The organism is Streptomyces sp. NPDC037100 (assembly GCF_055606225.1).
Window position 1 is genome coordinate 37,462 of record NZ_JBVJSX010000017.1, and the last position, 18,325, is coordinate 55,786.

The following is an 18,325-nucleotide window of genomic DNA, read 5'->3' on the forward strand; positions in this document are numbered from 1 at the left end:
ACCCCACGTTCAAGATCGTGAGATGGGGGCATGGACGGCCAAGTCGGCCCCCTTGCCAGAAGTTGGGCGGCGCGCCGATCCACGCACGTGGCCCGAATGGAGTACTGTTGCGAGCCCTGGGTCCGGTCTCCCGTCAGGGTGTACAGGGCCTTTAAGGACCGCCGGGAGGGGGCTAGTTGCACAGGGTGACAGAGTTCGTCACTTAGCGTTGCGAATAGGTAACCGTGCCATAACGGCGATCCAGGGCCCGCGCCCGACACGCCGGGCAACTCGGCAAGGTTGTGGCAGGCTGCACCCGGGCAGGCCACACTCGACTAGCGGAAGCAGCGACGCACGTGACGTCGGCAGGCACCACCCGGGAGGTCCCCATGCCCGAACTGCGTGTCGTGGCCGTCTCGAATGACGGCACACGGCTGGTGCTGAAGGCTGCCGACTCTACGGAGTACACGCTTCCGATCGACGAACGCCTGCGCGCTGCCGTGCGCGGCGACCGTCCCCGTCTCGGCCAGATCGAGATCGAGGTCGAGAGCCACCTCCGCCCCCGCGACATCCAGGCGCGTATACGTGCCGGCGCGACCGCGGAAGAGGTCGCGCAGATGGCCGGTATCCCCGTCGACCGGGTGCGCCGCTTCGAGGGCCCCGTGCTCGCCGAGCGCGCCTTCATGGCCGAGCGGGCCCGCAAGACCCCGGTCCGCCGCCCCGGCGAGAACTCCGGCCCGCCCCTCGGCGAGGCCGTGCAGGAGCGGCTGCTGCTGCGCGGCGCCGACAAGGACACCGTCCAGTGGGACTCGTGGCGTCGCGACGACGGCACGTGGGAGGTCCTGCTGGTCTACCGCGTCGCGGGCGAACCGCACTCGGCGAGCTGGACGTACGACCCGCCCCGGCGGCTCGTCCAGGCCGTCGACGACGAGGCGCGTTCCCTGATCGGCGAGTCCGACGACCTGTCCGCAGCCGAGCCCAGCTTCCCGTTCGTCCCCCGGATCGCCCGGCTGCCACGTGACAGACCGCTGGACCGACCCGAACGCGAGCGGCCCAGTCTGCCCGCGCAGGCGTCCGAGCCGATCGAGGAGACCACCGGTGAGCGCGACTCGCTGACCAGCCTGCTCGAGGCGGTGCCGAGCTTCCGCGGCGACCTGGTGGTTCCGGAACTCCCCCCGGCGGAGACCGAGGAGGAGACCGTCGTCGCCGCCGAGGTCGAGGAGGAGGAGCCTCCGGCTCCCGCGGCCTCGGCCGGTTCCGCATACGCGGATGTCCTCATGCCGCGAAGTGTGGGCAGCCACCGCGACCGGCTCATCGGTGCCACCGACCGCCAGGCCGAAGCGGACGGCGTACGCCCCGGCCGCAGGGCGGCCGTCCCGAGCTGGGACGAGATCGTGTTCGGCACGCGGCGCAAGAAGCAGGAGTAGCCGGGCCGGCTCTGGAACGAGTCAATCCGGCGAGGAGGGGTCACGCCGTCCGGGCGCGCCCCCTCCTCCTCACGTCAGATCACTGCGGGTCCGGACCGACGGCGACCGGCCGGTCCGGGTCCGAGGACCACTCCGACCAGGACCCCACGTACAGCTCGGCCGGAATTCCGGCAGCCGCCAGGGCCAGGACCTGGTGGGCGGCGGAGACCCCCGAACCGCAGTACACGCCGACCCTCGAACCCTCGGTCACACCGAGCCCCTTGAAGCGCTCCCGCAGCTCACCGGCGGGAAGGAAACGCCCGTCGGCCCCCACGTTCTCCGTGGTGGGCGCCGACACCGCGCCCGGGATGTGCCCGGCAACCGGGTCGATCGGCTCCACCTCACCGCGGTACCGCTCCCCCGCCCGCGCGTCCAGCAGCACCCCGGACCGCGCCAGCGCCGCGGCGGCATCCGCGTCGAGCAGCCCCGCCGCCCCGGGCTCGGGCACGAAGTCGCCCTCCTTCGGAGCCGGCGCGGACTTCTCCAGCCGCCCTTCCCAGGACGGCAACCCGCCGTCGAGGACTCGCACATCCGGGTGACCCGTCCAGCGCAGCAGCCACCACGCCCGGGCCGCCGCCCACCCCTGGCCGCCGTCGTAGACGACGACCGGCGTTCCGGCCGAGACGCCGGCCCGGCGCATCGCGGCACCGAAGCGCGCGAGGTCGGGCAGGGGATGCCGGCCGCCCTCGCCCGGCGCGGAGGCCAACTCCCGGTCCAGGTCGACGTAGACGGCTCCGGGCAGGTGCCCGGCCTCGTACGCGGCCCGGCCGTCGAACGGCGGCTCGCCGGCCGCCTTGGCCGTGGTGAGCTGCCAGCGGACGTCGAGCAGGACCGGCGGGCGGACGCTCGTGAGGTCCTTGGCGAGGTCGGATGCGGAGATGATGGCGTTCATGGCCCCCATCCTCGCGCACGGGGGTGGCCGAGCCGTCCGTGTCCGGCTACTCTGCTCGGCCGGAGCGGGGCGGTCACGGGGCGTACGGGAACAAGCACATGCTGTACAGCTGAGCGACGCCCGCCGACAAGCGCGCCGTGAGCACGGGTGCCCGCACATCGGGCATTCTCCCGGACAAGGAACGCCCCACAGGGCCGCCCCACCAGGCTGCGGAGAGCACGGCCACCGCGAGGCCGAGAAGAGAGTGACGATGACCGACGCACGGGAGTCCGCCGGGCCGAACAGCGACACACCCGCTCGGCACGCGCCCGGCGCGCCCTGCTGGGTGAGCCTCATGGTGCACGGCCCGGACGCGACCGAGGAGTTCTACGGAGCGCTGTTCGGCTGGGAGTTCCAGCCGGGGCCCCAGCAGCTCGGGCCCTATGTGCGTGCGCTGCTCGACGGGCGCGAGGTGGCCGGGATCGGACGGCTGCCGCCGGACCGCCATCTGCCCATCGCGTGGACGCCGTACTTCGCCTCGGAGAACGTGGATCTGACGGCCGAGACGGTGCGCAGCCGCGGGGGCACGATCGGGGTGGGCCCGCTCGACGCGGCCGACGCAGGCCGCCTGGCCATCGGCTCCGACCCCTGCGGCGCGGTCTTCGGCATCTGGCAGGCCGCCGCACACCTCGGCACAGCCGTCGCCGGCGTCCCCGGCACACCCGCCTGGAACGAACTGCTGACCTTCGAGTCAGCCGGCGTCGCCAAGTTCTACCGCACGGTGTTCGGCTACGAGGAGGAGCCGGTGGTCTCCGCCGACTTCGACTACGTGTCCCTGCTCCTCGGCGGCGAACCCGTCGCCGGAATCCACGGCCTCGGGGACGCCCTGCCCCGCGACCGGGGACCGCACTGGGTCACGTACTTCCAGGTGGCCGACGCCGACGACGCCCTGGACCACCTGGTCCACCTCGGCGGACAGGCCCTCGAGCCGGTGCACGACACCGCCCATGGGCGGGTGGCGCATGTGTCGGACCCGGAAGGGGCGCGGTTCGCACTGTTGCAACGCCCGGGCTGAACCCGGCGAGCCGGCCGCGGGTCAGGCGGAGGTCACCGGCAACACGTCCGGGGACAGGGCCGCCGCACGGGACGTCGCCGCTGTCATCCGGCGACGGTGATGACGCCGGCACAGGACCTCGTAGCCGACCTCGTCTGGGGAATGGGTGACGTCGCCGACGACCACCTGGGCGCCCTCGACGACCATCACCCCGCCTATCGTGCGGGCGTTGTGCGTGGCGCGGGCTCCGCACCAGCACAAGGCCTCGACCTGGAGCACCTCGACCCGGTCGGCCAGTTCCACCAGCCGCTGCGAGCCGGGGAACAGCTTGGAGCGGAAGTCGGTCGTGATGCCGAAGGCGTAGACGTCGAGGCTCAGATCGTCGACCACGCGTGCGAGTTGGTCGATCTGCTCCGGCGCGAGGAACTGCGCCTCGTCGGCGATCACGTAGTCCGCGCGGCCGCCCTGCGAGAGGTGGTCGACGAGGTGGCCGTAGAGGTCCTGCCCGTCCCCGACCTCCACCGCGTCCGTCACCAGGCCGAGGCGCGAGGACAGCTTGCCCTCGCCGGCGCGGTCGTCGCGCGAGAAGATCATGCCCTGCAGTCCGCGCGCCGAGCGGTTGTGCTCGATCTGGAGAGCCAGCGTCGACTTCCCGCAGTCCATCGTTCCGCAGAAGAACACCAGCTCGGGCATGTGGAGTTGAGCACCTTTCGGCGTGGGAGAACAGGGTGGGCTCGGGGGTGGGGCTGTCTCAGGAGCGTACTTCGAGCAAGGGGACCAGCTGCTCGGCGGGGGTCATCGAACCGTGGTTGCCGACCATCGCCGACTCCTTCGGCTCCCGCTCGGAGGCGATGAGCAGGACGTCGTCGCGGGCGGCCGCGACCACGTCGCCGATCCTGCCGTACACCCGATCGTCGATCCGCGGGCCGAACCAGCCCGCGGCGATGGCCTCGTCGCGTGAGGCCACCCAGAACTGCTCGCCGAGCACCTCGCGCCAGCAGGTCAGGACGTCGTTGGCCGCGCCGGGCACCGCGTAGACGTGGCGGGCGCGGCCCTCGCCGCCGAGCAGGGCGACACCGGCGCTCAGCTCCCAGTCCTCGTCGAAGTCGATGCGGTGCTCCTCGTCGAAGGGCACGTCGATCATGCCGTGGTCGGCGGTGACGTAGAGGGCGCTGCGCGGCGGCAGTTGCTCGGCCAGTCGCTGGACGAGGCGGTCGGCGTACATGAGCTGGCCACGCCAGGTGTCGGAGTCGACGCCGTAACGGTGGCCGGCTCCGTCGACCTCGGCGAAGTACGTGTACACCAGGGAGCGGTCGCCCGCGGCCAGCTGCTCGGCCGCCAGGTCCACGCGGTCCTCGCCGGACAGCCGCCCGAGGAACGTTCCTCCACTGAGCGCGACCTTGGTCAGCGGGGTGTTCTCGAAGGTGGGGGACGACACCTGCGCGGCGTGCACCCCGGCCGCGTGCGCCAGCTGGAAGACCGTGGGGTACGGCTGCCAGGGGCCGGGCGGGGCCCACGGCTGCCAGCGCAGCTGGTTCATCAGCTCGCCGGTGTCCGGGTTGCGGACGGTGTAGCCGGGCAGACCGTGCGCGCCCGGGGGCAGGCCGGTACCGACGGAGGCGAGAGAGGTCGCGGTGGTCGCCGGGTAGCCGGCGGTGAGCGGACGTCCGGTGCCACCGCGGGAGGTGGCGAGCAGGGACGTCATGAAGGGGGCGTCCTCGGGGTGCGCCCTGAGCTGCTCCCAGCCGAGGCCGTCGATCAGGAACACGCAGTTGCGGTCGGCGGGGGTCAGCTCGGTGATCGTGGCGCTCATGTCCGGCACGCCCAGGCCGGCGGCCAGGGTGGGCAGGAGGTCGGCGAGTGATCCGCTGCCGTACGCGGGGGCCGGTGCGGAGGCGACGGTGAGCGGTTCGGGGTGCCGGTCCCAAGCCGTATCGGGCTGTGCCATCAGCGGGTCGTGTCCGCGGTCGCCTCGGAGAGGGCCTGCGCGAAGGCGAGCGCCTCCCGCACGGTCTCCGGTCCGTCCCCGGCCTCGCTGACGCGCAGGCTGAGGTCGTCCGCCGTCGAGCTGCCGGTGTAGCCGTGGTCCGCCTCGCAGTTGGGGTCGCCGCAGGCGGCCGGCTCCAGGTCGATGCGAGAGACGGCGCCCCAGCCGATGGTGAGGACCACTTCACGGGGCAGGGTTCCCGGCTTGTACGACTCGGGGTTGGCGACCACGCGGCTGACCACGACCGACGAGATGCGGCCGATCTTCACGGACTCGGTCGACGTCGTGGCGTACGGCGTCGGGGAGGTGCTGTCGGCGGCCTGCTCGTCGGTGTGGCTGACGATGAAGCGGGTGTCCGTGAGGACGAGCACCGTCACGTGCCGCCGTACCTCGTTCTGGTCGAACGTCGTCTCCTGGTGGACCAGGTACGACCGCATGGGCTCACCGCCCACGGCGGCCTCCACCGCCTCGGCCACGAGGGCCGGGTAGTAGCCGCTGCGCTCGATCGCCGCCCGCAGCCCCTGGGTCGTCGTACTGGTCTTGGCCATGACGCCCATCCTACGGGGGACCACTGACTGCGAGGGACCGCTCGCCCCCGGTCAGTACGCGGGGAGCGTGCGCGGGCCGAGGTCGTCGCGGGCGGGAGGGGGCGCGAGACGGACGGATGCGCCGAGAACGCTCAGTCCGTGCGAGGCGACGACGACCGGCTCCAGGGTGACCGCGACGACCTCGGGATGGTCGTCGACCAGCCGGGATACCCGCAGCAGCAGCTCCTCCAGGGCCCGGGTGTCGGCCGGTGCGGAGCCGCGCCAGCCGAACAGCAGGGGGGCGGTGCGGATCGAGCGCACCAGCGAGGTCGCCTCCCGGTCGGTGACCGGGATCAGCCGGTGCGCGGTGTCCCCGAGCAGTTGCGAGGCGGCCCCGGCCAGCCCGAAGGAGAGGACGGCTCCGGCCGCGGGGTCGATGACGGCCCGTACGACGACGTCCACGCCGCGCGGCGCCATCCGCTGCACCACCGGCCGCAGCTCCTCCGGCGTACCGAACAGCTCGGTCAACTCGTCGTAGGACCGGCGTAGTTGCTCCTCGTTCGCGAGGTCGAGGCGGACGCCGCCCAGGTCGGCGCGGTGCCGTAGGTGCGGGGCGGTGGCCTTGAGGGCGACGGGGTAGCCGAGGGTGCGGGCGGCCTCGACGGCGGTGTCGGGGGTCGGGGCGGGCAGGGCGCGGTGGACCTGGATCCCGTAGTGGCCGAGGAGGTCGCAGGTCTCGTCCGTGCCGAGGGTGAGCCCCTGTCCGCGCGCGAGCAGGCCGCCGATCAGTGATGCGGCGCCCTTTTCCCGGATGTCGTCGTACTCGGGCACCTTGCCGGGGTCGGCGGCGTCGCGTCGCCACTGCGCGTAGGTGACGGCCTGGCCGAGGGCGCGGACGGCGCGCTCCGCGGCGGGGTAGGCGGGGATGAGGTGGGCGTCTTCGGGGGCCTCGGCGGCGGGAGGCTGCGCCGCGACGGGCATCGGGCCGGGGGTTTTCTGCGGTGGATTGTCCGACCCGGCCTGTGGTGCCGTGCTGGCCGCCGCCGACAGGGCCTCCGCCAGGCCGCCGAGCTCCACGTGGACCACCAGGACCGGCTTGGACGGGGCCGCTGCCGACGCCGAGCGCAGGGCCTGCGCGAGAGCCGCGTCGCCGACCGAGCCCTCCCCCACCGCCGGTATGGCGGTGACGACGACGGCGTCGCACCGGTCGTCGGCCAGTGCCCGGGACAGGGCCGCGTGGAAGTCGGCCGCGGACGCCGCCGTGGTCAGGTCCTGCGGAGGGTGCGGCCGCAGCCCCTCGGCGAGGCACGCGTCGTAGGTGAGCAGACCGAGCGACTCGGAGTTGCCGAGGATCGCCACCCTGGGCCCGGCGGGCAGGGGCTGGCGGTCGAGCAACAGACCCGCGTCCACCAGCTCCGTGATGGTGTCGACGCGGATGACGCCGGCCTGCCTCAGCAGCGCCGACACGGTCGCGTGCGGCAGCCGGGTCGCCCGTACGGCGTGCCCCTGGGGGGCGGCGCCGTGCCGCGCGCCCTGGACGACGACCAGGGGCTTGGCCGCGGCGGTCCGGCGGGCGAGGCGGGTGAACTTGCGGGGATTGCCGATGGACTCCAGGTACATGAGGACGACGTCGGTGTCGGGGTCCTCGTACCAGTACTGCAGGACGTCGTTGCCGGAGACGTCGGCGCGGTTGCCGGAGGAGACGAAGGTGGAGACGCCGGTCACGCCCGTGACGCCGCCGCCGCGCCGGTGCAGCCGGGACAGCAGGGCGATGCCGATGGCGCCGGACTGGGCGAACAGACCGATCCGGCCGGGGCGCGGCACCTCGGGGGCGAGAGAGGCGTTGAGCCGTACCCGTGGGGAGGTGTTGATGATGCCGAAGGCGTTCGGGCCGATGATCCGCATGCCGTACGTGCGCGCGTGCCGCACGAGGGCGCGCTGGCGTTCACGCCCCTCGGGGCCGCTCTCGGCGTACCCGGCGGACACCACCACCAGCCCCTGCACGCCGTGTTCGCCGCACTCGGTGACGACCTCGGGGACGTGCTCGGCCGGGACGGCGACGACGGCGAGGTCGACCGGGCCGTCGATGTCCCGCACCGAGCGGTGGGCGGGCACCCCGTCGAGCTCCTTCTGTCCCTCGGGGAGGGCCTTGTTCACGGCGTAGAGGCGGCCGGTGTACCCGGCGTCCCGGATGTTGCCGAGGACGCTGCGGCCCACGCCGCCGGGGCTGCGGCCGGTGCCGATGACGGCGACCGAGCCGGGGGCGAGCAGCCGCTGCACGGACCGTGCCTCCGCGCGGTGTTCGCGGGCGTACTGCACGGCCAGGGAGCGGTCGGTGGGTTCGAGGTCGAACTCCAGACGGACGACACCGTCCTCGAAGCTGCGCTTCTGGGTGTAGCCGGCGTCCGTGAACACCTTGATCATTTTGGTGTTGGCGGGCAGCACCTCGGCGGCGAAGCGACGGATGCCGCGCTCGCGGGCGACGGCGCCGATGTGTTCGAGCAGCGCGGAGGCGACCCCGCGGCCCTGGTGGGCGTCCTGTACGAGGAAGGCGACCTCGGCCTCGTCGGCGGGTGCGGACGCGGGTGTTCCGTCGGCGCCGATCCGGTCGTAGCGTACGGTGGCGATGAACTCGCCGCCGACCGTGGCCGCGAGTCCCACCCGGTCCACAAAGTCGTGGTGCGTGAAGCGGTGGACGTCCTTGGCGGACAGGCGAGGGTACGGCGCGAAGAAGCGGTAGTACTTCGACTCGTCGGAGACCTGCTCATAGAAGCTGACCAGGCGATCGGCGTCATCAACGGTGATGGGCCGGATGCGCGCGGTACCCCCGTCGCGCAGCACCACGTCGGCTTCCCAGTGGGCGGGATACTCGTGCCGGTCCGGCGAGGTCTGCATGGGCCCCAGAGTACGGCTAGCGCCTGACAACGGCGCGAGGCAGTCTGTGGAGGGCGTCAGTCGGGTCGAGGCCGCGATCCGACGGCACCCCCGGAGTGGACCGCGAGGACCGCTCCGGGCGGGCTTCACGATATGGGAAACTGGTCTAGACAACCCTGAACACCGAAGGGCAGCAACACATGGCTGAGCGCCGCGTCAACGTCGGCTGGGCCGAGGGCCTCCACGCCCGCCCCGCCTCCATCTTCGTCCGAGCCGCCACGGCCGCAGGCGTCCCGGTGACGATCGCCAAGGCTGACGGCAACCCCGTCAACGCGGCCTCGATGCTGGCCGTCCTGGGCCTCGGCGCCCAGGGGGGCGAGGAGATCGTCCTCGCCTCCGACGCCGAGGGCGCGGACGCCGCCCTCGACCGGCTGGCGAAGCTGGTCTCCGAGGGTCTCGAGGAACTGCCCGAGACCGTCTGATGTCCTGAGCGCCCGATGCGGCGCACAGCGAAGGGCTCGTCCGAATTGACCGGGCGGGCCCTTCGCCATTCCCGGTCCATAGGGGGCAGTAATTCCCGTCTTCGGGCATCGGAAATAAACCCCCGGGAATTCGCCTCTCTTTGTATACGGCTGCCGTGTTAAAGCCGCAGGCTCGCCGTGTTTACGGGATGTTGCGAGTTCCTCACACGGTCGGCGCGTTCCTCGGCGGAGCCGAGGCGCAGGCGGTGCGCGCCGATCGCGCGCTCGGTGTGCAGCGCCGTGACCGCCCGAGCGCGCTCACCGTCCCCGCGCGCCACCGCGTCCACGATCGCGCCGTGTTCCGTCCAGGACTCCACCGGGCTGAGCGGCGCCTCCACGACGTACATCCATGTGATCTTGTGGCGGAGCTGGGTGAGCATCGAGGTCAGGGCGTGGCTGCCGGAGGCCTGGGCGAGCGTCTCGTGGAACCAGGCGCCCAGGGAGCGCAGGTCGTCGCTGTTGCCGCGACGGGCCCTGTCCTGGCCCAGCCGGACCAGGCCGCGCAGGACCTTCAGATGCGCCTCGGTGCGGCGCTGGGCGGCGCGGGCCGCACCGAGCGGCTCCAGGAGCATCCGCATCTCCAGCAGGTCGCCGGCCTCCTGCTCGGTGGGCTCGGCCACGCACGCGCCCGCGTGCCGGCGAGTCACCACGAAGCCCTCGGCCTCCAGAGTGCGCAGCGCCTCCCGGACGGGCACCCGCGAGACGCCGTAGCGGCGGGCGAGGAGTTCCTCGGTGAGCCGGCTGCCGCGTGCGTGGACACCCGCGACGATGTCGTCCCGGATGGCCGTGCACACCGAGTGCGCGGGAATACGCATGACCGACCTCCCCTTAATCCCCGTGAAACGCCGACGAGCGGCGCGTGTTTCCGTGACTCTATTGCAATGAGCCGGAATTTCCGACGGCAGGCGGGAATCCAGGGATATTTTTTGGACAGCGGACATCCGGCGGGCTTCCAGAGACGCCCCGCGGGCATCCGGCGGGCATCCGGAAAACACCGAAAGCCCCGGCTCGGGGAGCCGGGGCTTCGGGAACGACGGAGGGGTTCCGCTCAGACGCCGACGCCGTGCGAGCGCAGGTAGGCGACCGGGTCGATGTCCGAGCCGTACTCGGGGCTCGTACGGGCCTCGAAGTGCAGGTGCGGGCCGGTGACGTTGCCGGTCGCGCCGGACAGGCCGATCTGCTGGCCGGGGGTGACCTGCTGGCCCACCGAGACGCCGACGGAGGACAGGTGGCCGTACTGGGTGTACGTCCCGTCGTTCATCTTGATCACGATCTGGTTGCCGTAGGAACCGCCCCAGCCGGCCTCGACGACGGTGCCCGCGCCGACGGCGTGCACGGAGGTGCCGCTGGCGGCGTGGAAGTCCACGCCGGTGTGGCTGCCGGAGGACCACAGGCCGCTGCTGGCCTTGTAGCCGGTGGAGACGTACGAGCCGGAGATCGGGGCCACGTAGGCGTTGAGGCGCTTGCGCTCGGCCTCGCGGGCGGCGCGCTCCTTGGCCTCGCGGGCCTCCTCGGCCGCTTCCTTGGCCTTCTCGGCCTCCTCGGCGGCCCGCTTGCGGGCGGCCTCCTCGGCCTTCCGCTTGGCGGCGGCCTCCTCGGCGGCCTGCTGCTGCGCGACGGCCTGGGCGTCGATCTGCTGGGCCACGGTGTCGCCCATGGTGACGACCGGGGTGAGGCCGGTCTGCTCGGCGCTGGGCTCGGCAGCGAAGGCCGCGGGGGCAGCCACGGTGCCGATCACGCCGGTGGTGGCGAGGGCCGCGACACCCGCCGCGCGGGCGGTGCGACGCTGGATCCTGCTGGGACGACGGTGCTTCCCGGTGGCGCGAGTGAACGCCATGTGGTGGCTGGTCCTTTCCTTCCCTCTCGCCTACCGGGTTAGCTGACGGGTTCGGAGCAGGAAGGTCTCCTACGGACTCCCTCGCGGCACGCGCGGGCGTCCGATTCACCCCAGGGACTGCGGTGGGTCCCCGGCTCCCCTGGCTCGCGCCGTACGGGGACTCGGCGATGACTGTCCGGTGCCGCGGGTGCGGCGCACTGCCTGACGAACAGCCCGGACGACGCTAAGCGGCGCCACTTTCAATTCCCAAACGAATCCCGGCTTTTGTAGCGCATCCCACAGGGCAGACAGGCAACTCCCACCCCAATTCGGGCATAAAGGGGCCCTGGCGCCTTTGAAGACAACCAGGGCCCCTGCGCGGGCGTGCCGCTACTCGGCGGCGACGACGGTGACTTCGCCGATGCCGAGGGCCTCGACAGGCGCCTTGATCTGCGCCGCGTCACCGACGAGGACGGTCACCAGCCGATCCACCGGGAAGGCGCTGACGGCCGCCGCGGTGGCCTCCACGGTGCCGGTCGTGGCGAGCTGCCGGTACAGCGTGGCCTGGTAGTCGTCGGGCAGATGCTGCTCGACCTGGTCGGCCAGCGTGCTCGCGACGGCCGCTGCCGTCTCGTACTTCAGCGGCGCGACGCCGACCAGATTCTGCACGGCGACGTCCCGCTCGGCGTCGGTCAGCCCCTCGGCGGCGAGGGTGCGCAGCACCGTCCAGAGGTCCTCCAGAGCGGGGCCGGTGTTGGGCGTGTCCACGGAGCCGCTGATGGCGAGCATCGCCGCACCCGTGCCGTCCGGGGCGGACCTGAGGACCTGGCCGAACGCCCGTACGCCGTAGGTGTAGCCCTTCTCCTCCCGCAGGACGCGGTCCAGGCGGGAGGTGAGGGTGCCGCCGAGGCAGTACGTGCCGAGCACCTGCGCGGGCCACACGCGGTCGTGCCGGTCCGGCCCGATCCGGCCGATCAGCAGCTGCGTCTGGACGGCGCCCGGGCGGTCCACGATGACGACCCGGCCGGTGTCGTCGGCGGTCACCGGCGGCACCGGACGCGGCTCGGCCGGGGAGCCCGTCCAGGCGCCCAGCGTGTCCCCGAGCAGGGCGTCCAGGTCGATGCCGGTGAGGTCGCCGACGACCACGACGGTGGCCGTGGCAGGGCGGACGTGCTTCTCGTAGAAGGCGCGCACGGCCGCGGAGTCGATGGCGGCGACGGTCTCCTCGGTGCCCTGCCGCGGGCGCGACATGCGCGAGTCCGCCGGAAAGAGCTCCTTGGAGAGCTCCTTGGCGCCACGGCGGGACGGGTTGGCCAACTCGTGCGGGATCTCGTCGAGACGGTTGGCGACCAGCCGCTCGACCTCGCTGTCGGCGAACGCGGGAGCCCTCAGGGCGTCGGCGACCAGGCCCAGTCCCTTGGCGAGCCGGGAGGCCGGCACCTCCAGGCTGAGCCGGACGCCGGGGTGGTCGGCGTGCGCGTCGAGGGTGGCGCCGGCGCGCTCCAGCTCGGCGGCGAAGTCCTCGGCGGAGTGCTTGTCGGTGCCCTCGGAGAAGGCCCGGGCCATGATCGTGGCCACACCGTCGAGGCCGGCGGGCTCGGCGTCCAGGGGGGCGTCGAGCAGCACCTCCACGGCGACGACCTGCTGGCCGGGGCGGTGGCAGCGCAACACCGTGAGGCCGTTGTCGAGCGAGCCGCGCTCGGGGGCCGGGAAGGCCCACGGCTTGGCGTCGCCCGCCTGCGGCCGGGGGTGGAAGTCCATCGTGGCGAGCTCGGTCACCGGGCCGCCTCCTCGTTCTCGTCCTGGTCGGCGGGGGCTTCGGGGGCGGTCGGCTCATAGACGAGCACCGCGCGGTTGTCGGGCCGCAGGCGGGCCTTGGCGACCTCCTGGACCTCCTCCGGCGTGATCTCCAGCACGCGCTGGACGGCGGTCAGGGCGAGCTGCGGATCGCCGAACAGCACGGCGTACCGGCACAGTTCGTCGGCGCGGCCCGCGACCGTGCCGAGCCGGTCCAGCCACTCGCGCTCCAACTGGGCCTGGGCGCGCTCCATCTCCTCGGCCGTGGGCCCCTCCTCGGCGAACCGGGCGAGCTCCTCGTCGATGGCGGTCTCGATGACCGGAACCTCCACGTCACCGGACGTCTTCACGTCCAGCCACCCCAGGGAGGGCGCCCCGGCGAGCCGCAGCAGGCCGAAGCCGGCCGCCACGGCCGTACGGTCGCGGCGCACGAGCCGGTTGTACAGGCGGGACGACTCGCCGCCGCCGAGGACGGTGAGGGCCAGGTCGGCCGCGTCGCACGCGCGCGTGCCGTCGTGCGGCAGCCGGTAGGCGGCCATCAGGGCACGGGCCGGGACCTCCTCCTCGACGACCTCGCGCAGCTGCTCGCCGATGGTCTCCGGCAGCGAGCCGTCGCGCGGTGCCGGCTTGCCGTCGTGGCCGGGGATGGAACCGAAGTACTTCTCCACCCAGGCGAGCGTCTGCTCCGGGTCGATGTCGCCCACCACGGAGAGTACGGCGTTGTTCGGCGCGTAGTAGGTGCGGAAGAACGCGCGCGCGTCCTCCAGGGTCGCCGCGTCCAGGTCGGCCATCGAACCGATCGGGGTGTGGTGGTAGGGGTGGCCCTCCGGGTAGGCGAGGGCGGTCAGCTTCTCGAAGGCGGTGCCGTACGGGACGTTGTCGTAGCGCTGGCGGCGCTCGTTCTTGACGACGTCGCGCTGGTTCTCCATCGACTCGTCGTCGAGCGCGGCCAGCAGCGAGCCCATGCGGTCGGCCTCCAGCCAGAGGGCGAGCTCCAGCTCGTGGGCGGGCATGGTCTCGAAATAGTTGGTCCGCTCGAAGCTGGTCGTGCCGTTCAGCGAGCCGCCCGCGCCCTGGACGAGCTCGAAATGACCGTTGCCCTTGACCTGCGCGGAACCCTGGAACATCAGGTGCTCGAAAAGGTGAGCCAGGCCGGTACGCCCCTTGACTTCATGGCGTGAGCCGACGTCGTACCAGAGGCACACCGCCGCGACCGGGGTCAGGTGGTCCTCGGAGAGCACCACGCGCAGGCCGTTGGCCAGGCGGTGCTCGGTCGCTGTCAGGCCCCCGGAGCCTGCCTGGGCTGTGGCCGTGTGACCCATGGGCATGTACGTCCCTTCGCTCGCGGAGCGGTTGTTCAGACCGCGGATTCCTGCCGGTCCTGCCACTGTATGCAAGCGTGCGGAGCCCTGGTGAAGTTCCCGGCGGCGACCTGGGCCCGAGAGCGCGGGATGCGGTCCGGACCGGGTCCCTGGGTCCCGGTTGTCAGTGCGGCGGTCCACAATGGTCGGCGTCAGATCCGGATCGCAGCAGCATGAGCGAGCCGCAGGGGCGGTCGGTGACGAGAGGGCGAGCGCGCGCAGGCCCGAAGGGCTGAGTACGGTCGGTGTCTCGTCAGCGCATGAACGCCTTGTAGGCGAGCGACCAGTAACAGGAGGAGCCGGCAGCGATGGCCCGCCGCAGCACGAAGACCCCGCCGCCCGACGACTCGTACGAGGAGCGGATCCTCGACATCGACGTCGTCGACGAGATGCAGGGCTCCTTCCTCGAGTACGCGTACTCGGTCATCTACTCCCGCGCCCTGCCGGACGCACGCGACGGCCTCAAGCCGGTGCACCGCCGCATCGTCTACCAGATGAGCGAGATGGGCCTGCGCCCCGAGCGCGGGTACGTCAAGTGCGCCCGTGTCGTCGGCGAGGTGATGGGCAAGCTGCACCCGCACGGCGACGCGTCGATCTACGACGCCCTCGTGCGCATGGCCCAGCCCTTCTCGATGCGGGTCCCCCTGGTCGACGGCCACGGCAACTTCGGTTCGCTGGGCAACGACGACCCGCCGGCCGCCATGCGGTACACCGAGTGCCGGATGGCCGAGGCCACGAGCCTGATGACGGAGTCCATCGACGAGGACACCGTCGACTTCAACCCCAACTACGACGGCCAGGAGCAGGAGCCGGTGGCCCTGCCCGCCGCCTTCCCGAACCTCCTGGTCAACGGCGCCTCGGGCATCGCGGTCGGCATGGCCACGAACATGGCGCCGCACAACCTTCGCGAGGTCATCGCCGCCGCCCGCCATCTGATCCGGTACCCCAACGCGGATCTCGACGCCCTGATGAAGCACGTCCCGGGCCCCGACCTGCCCACGGGCGGCCGCATCGTGGGCCTGTCCGGCATCCGGGACGCGTACGAGTCCGGTCGCGGCACCTTCAAGATCCGGGCGACGGTGTCGGTGGAGCCCGTGACGGCCCGCCGCAAGGGTCTCGTCGTCACGGAGCTGCCCTTCACGGTCGGCCCCGAGAAGGTCATCGCCAAGATCAAGGATCTGGTCGGCTCGAAGAAGCTCCAGGGCATCGCCGACGTCAAGGACCTCACCGACCGTGAGCACGGCCTGCGTCTGGTGATCGAGATCAAGAACGGCTTCGTGCCGGAGGCCGTCCTGGAGCAGCTCTACAAGCTGACGCCGATGGAGGAGTCCTTCGGCATCAACAACGTGGCCCTGGTCGACGGCCAGCCGCTCACGCTGGGCCTCAAGGAGCTTCTTGAGGTCTATCTCGACCACCGCTTCAACGTCGTACGGCGACGCTCGGAGTTCCGCCGCGGCAAGAAGCGCGACCGGCTGCACCTGGTCGAGGGGCTGCTGACGGCCCTGCTGGACATCGACGAGGTCATCCGCCTGATCCGCTCCAGCGACAACTCCGCGCAGGCCAAGCAGCGTCTGATGGAGCAGTTCTCGCTGAGCGAGGTGCAGACGCAGTACATCCTGGACACGCCGCTGCGCCGTCTGACCAGGTACGACCGCATCGAGCTGGAGACGGAGAAGGACCGGCTCAACGCGGAGATCGAGGAGCTGACCCGGATCCTCGACTCGGACGCGGAGCTGCGCAAGCTGGTCTCCTCCGAACTGGCCACGGTCGCCAAGAAGTTCGGCACCGACCGGCGTACGGTCCTGCTGGAGTCGGGCGGTGCCCCGGTGGCGGCCGTGCCGTTGCAGGTGGCCGACGACCCGTGCCGGGTGCTGCTGTCCTCCACGGGTCTGCTGGCCCGCACGGCGAACGGCGAGCCGTTCGCAAAGGACGCCGCCGCCAAGCGCGTGAAGCACGACGTGATCGTCTCGGCGGTGCCGGCCACCGCCCGTGGCGAGGTGGGTGCGGTCACCTCGGCGGGCAGGCTGCTCCGGCTGAACGTGATCGACCTGCCGCAGCTCCCGGAATCGCTGTCGGCGCCGAACCTCGCGGGGGGTGCCCCGCTGGCGGAGTTCGTCTCCCTGGAGGACGACGAGACGGTGGTCTGCCTGACCACGCTCGACGAATCGTCGCCGGGTCTGGCGCTCGGTACGGCGCAAGGCGTCGTCAAGCGCGTGGTGCCGGACTATCCGGCCAACAAGGAAGAGCTCGAGGTGATCAGCCTCAGGGAGGGCGACCGGATCGTCGGCGCGATCGAGCTGCGCACCGGTGAGGAGGATCTGGTCTTCGTCACCGACGACGCGCAGCTGCTGCGCTTCCAGGCCTCCCAGGTCCGCCCGCAGGGCCGCCCGGCCGGCGGTGTGGCGGGCATCAAGCTCGCCGAGGGCGCGAAGGTCATCTCGTTCACGGCGGTGGACCCGGCCGTGGACGCCGTCGTCTTCACCGTCGCGGGATCGCGGGGCACGCTGGACGATTCCGTCCAGACGACGGCCAAGCTGACCCCGTTCGACCAGTACCCGCGCAAGGGCCGCGCCACCGGCGGTGTCCGCTGTCAGCGGTTCCTGAAGGGCGAGGACTGCCTGTCCCTGGCGTGGGCGGGCCCCGTCCCGGCCCTGGCGGCGCAGAAGAACGGCACTCCGGCCGAGCTCCCGGAGATCGACCCGCGCCGCGACGGTTCCGGGGTGTCCCTGGCGAAGACGGTTGCGGTGGTGGCCGGGCCGGTCTAGGCCGGGTCGGCGCCGTCCTCCTCGGGGTCGCGCACATACCGCAGGACGCCCCACATGCCGTGCTCGTCGGCGTGTGGGGCCTCGCTCCTGCACCCCTGCAGTTCCTTCTCGAGGGCGGCGGCGTCGATCCCCGAGCCGATGAGGACGAGCTGGGTGAGGCGTTCGCCGCCGGCCGGCCAGGGCTCCGGGTAGAAACGCAGGAAGCGCCCGACGGCATGGACGGCGTAGCGGTTGCGGATGTCGTACGGCCCGAAGTCGACGTAGCCCTTGATCCGGTACAGCCCCTCGGGCCGGCTGTCGAGGAACGTCATCAGCCGACGAGGATCGACGGGGGCCTCGGAGACGAACGACAAGCTGTCGTAGGCGGCGTGCAGGTGCCCGGCGTGGGCGTCCGAGTTGTGCGGGTGCGGGTGGCCGTCCTGAGGGGCGTGGGAGTGACCGTCGCGCGGGTCGTGGTCGTGGGGGTCGTCGTCGAGGTCGTCTTCGTGGAGGTCGTCTTCGTGGAGGTCGTCGAAGGACAGCTGTCCGATGCGTTCCTCGCTCGGGCGGCAGTCGAAGAGGAACTCGGGGTCGATCCGGCCGTAGGTGGCCGGGACGACGGCGGCGCGGTCGACGAGGGACCGGACCAGTGCGAGGACACCGTCGCCGTCCGCGGCCCGGTCCAGCTTGTTGACCACGACGAGGTCGGCCAGCGCGAGATGCCGGTCGATCTCGGGGTGCCTGGCCCGGGTGTCGTCGAACTCGGCGGCGTCGACGACCTCGACGAGCCCGCCGTAGACGACGCCCGGATGCTCGCTGGCCAGCAGCATCCGCACGAGTTCCTGCGGCTCGGCGAGACCGCTGGCCTCGATGACGATGACGTCGATGCCGACGGAGGGCTCCGCGAGCCGCTCGAGGTAGTGGTCCAGTTCGCTCGCGTCGACGGCGCAGCACAGGCAGCCGTTGCCGAGGGAGACCGTCGAGTCGCCGAGCGCTCCCGCAACTGCCATCGCGTCGATCTCGATCGCCCCGAAGTCGTTGACGAGGGCGCCGATACGGCTTCCGCCGCTGCGGTGCAGGAGGTGATTGAGCAGGGTGGTCTTCCCCGAGCCGAGGAATCCCGCCAGGACGACGACCGGGATCTGCTGCGGTTGCGGGCTCGGCTGGCTCACCGTGCGACCTTTCTCGCGCCGACGCGTGCACCGGCGCGCGTTCCCGGCACACGTGGGGGATGGGATGCCGCCCCAGAATACGAGCCGCGAGATCCACGCCGAAGTGAACGGGTCGGCAGCACCTCCGGGACGCTCAGGTCGCGGCACCCCCGTCGG

Annotated in this window: 14 protein-coding genes and 1 riboswitch; of the genes, 4 read left to right on the forward strand and 10 right to left on the reverse strand. The window is 72.0% G+C overall.

All coding sequences use genetic code 11. The annotated features are described in order from the left end of the window. Positions 1 to 368 precede the first annotated feature (368 nt). Complete coding sequence (gene sepH, locus ACZ7EG_RS36780) at positions 369 to 1,406, forward strand: septation protein SepH (protein ID WP_471088674.1); 1,038 nt, start codon at positions 369 to 371, stop codon at positions 1,404 to 1,406. Positions 1,407 to 1,485: 79 nt separating this feature from the next. Here sepH and ACZ7EG_RS36785 read toward each other — a convergent pair whose 3' ends face one another. Then, positions 1,486 to 2,337 (reverse strand): sulfurtransferase, encoded by an 852-nt coding sequence (locus tag ACZ7EG_RS36785; RefSeq protein ID WP_471088676.1) that lies wholly within the window; start codon positions 2,335 to 2,337, stop codon positions 1,486 to 1,488. A 250-nt stretch (positions 2,338 to 2,587) separates the two neighbouring features. On the opposite strand from ACZ7EG_RS36785, the gene ACZ7EG_RS36790 reads away from it, so the two are divergent. Beyond that, complete coding sequence (locus ACZ7EG_RS36790; RefSeq protein ID WP_471088678.1) at positions 2,588 to 3,391, forward strand: VOC family protein; 804 nt, start codon at positions 2,588 to 2,590, stop codon at positions 3,389 to 3,391. Positions 3,392 to 3,412: 21 nt separating this feature from the next. Here the strand turns inward: ACZ7EG_RS36790 and ACZ7EG_RS36795 are convergent, their stop codons facing one another. The 4 genes from ACZ7EG_RS36795 to ACZ7EG_RS36810 are packed head-to-tail and all read right to left on the reverse strand — an operon-like array spanning position 3,413 to position 8,779. Next, positions 3,413 to 4,063 (reverse strand): thymidine kinase, encoded by a 651-nt coding sequence (locus ACZ7EG_RS36795; protein ID WP_471088680.1) that lies wholly within the window; start codon positions 4,061 to 4,063, stop codon positions 3,413 to 3,415. A 58-nt stretch (positions 4,064 to 4,121) separates the two neighbouring features. Next, on the reverse strand, positions 4,122 to 5,318 hold the full coding sequence (locus ACZ7EG_RS36800) for an alkaline phosphatase family protein (RefSeq protein WP_471088682.1): 1,197 nt from the start codon (positions 5,316 to 5,318) through the stop codon (positions 4,122 to 4,124). Continuing rightward, positions 5,318 to 5,905, reverse strand: a complete 588-nt coding sequence (locus ACZ7EG_RS36805) for a DUF5998 family protein (protein WP_471088684.1) — start codon at positions 5,903 to 5,905, stop codon at positions 5,318 to 5,320. Before ACZ7EG_RS36805 ends, ACZ7EG_RS36800 begins: the two co-directional genes overlap by 1 nt. A gap of 51 nt (positions 5,906 to 5,956) precedes the next feature. Next, positions 5,957 to 8,779, reverse strand: a complete 2,823-nt coding sequence (locus ACZ7EG_RS36810; RefSeq protein ID WP_471088686.1) for a bifunctional acetate--CoA ligase family protein/GNAT family N-acetyltransferase — start codon at positions 8,777 to 8,779, stop codon at positions 5,957 to 5,959. 179 nt (positions 8,780 to 8,958) lie between these two features. Between ACZ7EG_RS36810 and ACZ7EG_RS36815 the strand changes: the two genes are divergently transcribed. Further along, entirely contained in the window at positions 8,959 to 9,240 is a 282-nt protein-coding gene (locus ACZ7EG_RS36815; RefSeq protein ID WP_003993478.1) for an HPr family phosphocarrier protein, read from the forward strand. Positions 9,241 to 9,398: 158 nt separating this feature from the next. On the opposite strand, the gene ACZ7EG_RS36820 is transcribed toward ACZ7EG_RS36815, so the two are convergent. The 4 genes from ACZ7EG_RS36820 to ACZ7EG_RS36835 form a co-directional block, all read right to left on the reverse strand. Next, a complete protein-coding gene (locus ACZ7EG_RS36820; protein WP_471088688.1) occupies positions 9,399 to 10,094 on the reverse strand; it encodes a GntR family transcriptional regulator in 696 nt (231 codons plus the stop codon). A gap of 233 nt (positions 10,095 to 10,327) precedes the next feature. Beyond that, the gene (locus tag ACZ7EG_RS36825; protein WP_471088690.1) at positions 10,328 to 11,116 is read right to left on the reverse strand and encodes a M23 family metallopeptidase; all 789 of its coding nucleotides are present in this window, start codon (positions 11,114 to 11,116) and stop codon (positions 10,328 to 10,330) included. A gap of 12 nt (positions 11,117 to 11,128) precedes the next feature. Continuing rightward, positions 11,129 to 11,293: riboswitch (cyclic di-AMP (ydaO/yuaA leader) on the reverse strand. 192 nt (positions 11,294 to 11,485) lie between these two features. Further along, positions 11,486 to 12,874: a M16 family metallopeptidase gene (locus ACZ7EG_RS36830; protein WP_471088692.1), complete on the reverse strand. Its 1,389-nt coding sequence runs from the start codon at positions 12,872 to 12,874 to the stop codon at positions 11,486 to 11,488. After that, positions 12,871 to 14,214 (reverse strand): M16 family metallopeptidase, encoded by a 1,344-nt coding sequence (locus ACZ7EG_RS36835; RefSeq protein WP_234388017.1) that lies wholly within the window; start codon positions 14,212 to 14,214, stop codon positions 12,871 to 12,873. Before ACZ7EG_RS36835 ends, ACZ7EG_RS36830 begins: the two co-directional genes overlap by 4 nt. 347 nt (positions 14,215 to 14,561) lie before the next feature. Between ACZ7EG_RS36835 and ACZ7EG_RS36840 the strand changes: the two genes are divergently transcribed. After that, the gene (locus ACZ7EG_RS36840) at positions 14,562 to 17,018 is read left to right on the forward strand and encodes a DNA gyrase/topoisomerase IV subunit A (RefSeq protein WP_471088694.1); all 2,457 of its coding nucleotides are present in this window, start codon (positions 14,562 to 14,564) and stop codon (positions 17,016 to 17,018) included. Here ACZ7EG_RS36840 and ACZ7EG_RS36845 read toward each other — a convergent pair. Continuing rightward, positions 17,015 to 18,169, reverse strand: a complete 1,155-nt coding sequence (locus tag ACZ7EG_RS36845) for a CobW family GTP-binding protein (protein ID WP_471088696.1) — start codon at positions 18,167 to 18,169, stop codon at positions 17,015 to 17,017. The two genes, ACZ7EG_RS36840 and ACZ7EG_RS36845, sit on opposite strands and share 4 nt — an antisense overlap. Positions 18,170 to 18,325: the final 156 nt, after the last annotated feature.